The organism is Mesorhizobium salmacidum (SeqCode) (assembly GCF_037179605.1).
Taxonomy (GTDB): Bacteria; Pseudomonadota; Alphaproteobacteria; order Rhizobiales; family Rhizobiaceae; genus Mesorhizobium; species Mesorhizobium salmacidum.
Genome location: NZ_JAPYKS010000104.1, coordinates 1 through 395, shown reverse-complemented (window position 1 = coordinate 395; position 395 = coordinate 1). Strand labels below are relative to the sequence as shown.

Here is a 395-nt window from a genome sequence, read left to right as displayed (position 1 = left end):
TCCGGCATCAATCACATCATCGTCGATCCGGAAATCCTGTGGGCCGTCAGCCCGCACTATATCGTCGCTTTCCTGATCAATTCGCCCGACGTCGCCTTCGTCACTGTCGGTGCTGTGTTTCTGGCAGTGACCGGCGCAGAAGCGCTCTATGCCGATCTCGGCCATTTCGGCCGCAAGCCGATCGTGCTTGCCTGGCTTGCGATCGTGTTCCCCTGCCTGCTGCTCAATTATGCCGGGCAAGGCGCCTTCATACTGGCGAATGGCGGCGTGGTGGGCCATCCGTTCTTCGAGATGAACGGGGGTTGGACGCTGATCCCGATGGTGGTGCTGGCGACGGCGGCTACCGTCATCGCCAGCCAGGCGGTCATTTCAGGGGCTTTTTCGCTGACCCGCCA

The 395-nt window shown here is 61.3% G+C and carries 1 protein-coding gene; it reads left to right on the top strand.

The window, feature by feature from the left end; translation table 11 throughout:
• The coding region (locus tag O7A60_RS31835) for a KUP/HAK/KT family potassium transporter (protein ID WP_337109603.1) at nucleotides 1–395 on the top strand (395 nt) is incomplete at both ends.